The 1,898-nt window shown below is 58.0% G+C and carries 4 protein-coding genes; 3 read left to right on the plus strand and 1 reads right to left on the minus strand.

Annotation, left to right across the window (positions count from 1 at the left end; all coding sequences use genetic code 11):
* Positions 1-160 (minus strand): DUF167 domain-containing protein (locus tag ACRC1E_RS05845; RefSeq protein ID WP_438514176.1); only part of this gene is annotated, 160 nt, incomplete at its 3' end.
* Positions 161-232: 72 nt separating this feature from the next.
* Between ACRC1E_RS05845 and ACRC1E_RS05850 the strand changes: the two genes are divergently transcribed.
* The 3 genes from ACRC1E_RS05850 to ACRC1E_RS05860 form a co-directional block, all read left to right on the plus strand.
* Positions 233-697, plus strand: a complete 465-nt coding sequence (locus ACRC1E_RS05850; protein ID WP_438514173.1) for a Dps family protein — start codon at positions 233-235, stop codon at positions 695-697.
* Positions 698-742: 45 nt separating this feature from the next.
* Positions 743-1,597: a TonB family protein gene (locus ACRC1E_RS05855; protein WP_438514174.1), complete on the plus strand. Its 855-nt coding sequence runs from the start codon at positions 743-745 to the stop codon at positions 1,595-1,597.
* A 14-nt stretch (positions 1,598-1,611) separates the two neighbouring features.
* On the plus strand, positions 1,612-1,898 hold a 287-nt coding region (locus ACRC1E_RS05860), incomplete at its 3' end, for a VacJ (protein ID WP_438514175.1).

A 1,898-nucleotide genomic window follows, 5' to 3' on the forward strand; every position in this document is an offset into this window, starting at 1 on the left:
TAATCAGTGCATGATTGGCCTTGCCATCGACTGGCGGCGCCGCCAAGCGTATTTTGAGTGCCTCACCGTGTTCGCCGGCGCATTGGGTTTTTTTTGCGCCGGGCTGAACGTGTAATGTCAGGCGCACACCATGTGCGTGCTGGCTTAACCAGGGTTTCATCGCTTGCAATGACTTCGCTCAAAAGGCCTAGTGTAGAGCACATCCCTACTTATCCCCCAAGGAGATTGATTCATGGACATCGGTATCTCGACTGAAGACCGTGCTGCAATTGCGCATGGTTTGTCCAAGCTGCTGGCAGACAGCTATACGCTTTATTTGAAGACGCACAATTTTCACTGGAACGTTTCCGGCCCGATGTTCCGCACCCTGCACCTGATGTTCGAGGAGCAGTACACCGAATTGTCTCTGGCTGTCGATATGGTGGCCGAGCGCATCCGTTCGCTGGATCATTTCGCACCGGGTAGCTACAGCCAGTTTGCCGCCCTGACTTCCATTTCCGAAGCCGAAGGCATACCTAAAGCCGAAGACATGATTGCCCAGCTGGTTGCCGGCCACGAAGCCGTATGCCGTACGGCACGCGCAGTATTTCCGCTTATCGAGCAGTGTGGTGATGAAGCGACGGGCGACCTGATTACCCAGCGCCTGCAAGTGCATGAAAAGACTGCATGGATGTTGCGTAGCCTCTTGGTGCGTTAAACTGGGCACTATGCCTATTTCCGCTTCTTGCGCGCGTGCGGCACGATGAGTACCGCACCGCGTTTTATGCCTTCTCCCCGGGTAGATAGCGCGACCTTCATCAAGGTTGCCCTCCTGCTGTCTCTGGCTATCCATCTCCTGCTTTTGGCTGGCCCGTCTGCACCTGTGCGCCCTCTTGTTGGCAGCGCGGCCATGTCCGAGCTTAAAGTCAGTCTGCTGCATAAGCCCAATCTTGAAAAACCGCCGGAAGAGATCGGTGAACTGGCGCAGGCAGATAGCCATGACGGAGGCAATGCCGTGCCGGATACCCGGGCAACGGCACCCGAAGCCGCACCGCTACCGTCCTCTAACGGGGTCACGGCAGAAGGGCGTCTGCAGCCTAGCGCCAAGCACGAGCGGCTGACGCGCGATAGCGCGCCCTATGCGATTGCCGACAAGGGTGAGTCGCTGCCAAGTAGCGACAGCTTGTTGGCGCAGGCCCGTGCGCTGGCCGTACAGAATAATGGCGAGATTGCGCCCCGTTTTTCGCCCAATGATGCCGCACCGGTACGTGCGGTGTTTGGCGTGAGCGCACATGGTGTCGAATGGGCGCGCTATGCCGAAGACTGGCGCTTGAAAATAGAGCGTATCGGCAAACTGAACTATCCGGAGGAGGCTAGGCGGCAGGGCGTATTCGGCTCTCTGGTGCTTAAGGTAGTGCTGGGCTCGGATGGCCGGCTATTGAGCGTCAGCGTCAGCCGCAGCTCCGGCCAGCCTATGCTTGACGAGGCCGCGCTTAAAATCGTGCGTATGGCCGCGCCATTCTCGCCGTTTCCACCCGCTTTGGCCGCACAATTCGGCTCGCTGGAAATTGCGCGCAAATGGAGTTTTACCTCCGACAATGAACTTTCAACCCGCTGAACCAAGGATATTCCATGCATGAAGTCAACCGCTCGCTGGTGCTGCTTAAGCCGCGTCAGCCTTTTCTTGATTGGCTGTGTGCCTTGCCCGGTGGCCAGCCGGAAGACATCTCGCTGGATGCGCTGCGAGCCAGCGCCAATGCCTTGCTGATTCCGCCTGCCGACGATATGGACATGGTGGCCGGGTTTATGTCGGATCGTCTGGCCATGTTGTTCGAAGCCGAATTGGCCGACTGGTGTGGCGACGAGGCCTTGTGGCCGCAAGAGCGCAGCATCGAACTGTTTCAGCACTGGTTTGACGT

The organism is Craterilacuibacter sp., assembly GCF_051659485.1.
In the GTDB taxonomy this organism is placed as follows: Bacteria; Pseudomonadota; Gammaproteobacteria; order Burkholderiales; family Chromobacteriaceae; genus Craterilacuibacter.

What these genes read in the sequence shown, in the direction of transcription:
- ACRC1E_RS05850 (WP_438514173.1), top strand. Translation starts at nt 233, where the DNA reads ATGGACATCGGTATCTCGACTGAAGACCGTGCTGCAATTGCGCATGGT.
- ACRC1E_RS05855 (WP_438514174.1), top strand. Translation starts at nt 743, where the DNA reads ATGAGTACCGCACCGCGTTTTATGCCTTCTCCCCGGGTAGATAGCGCG.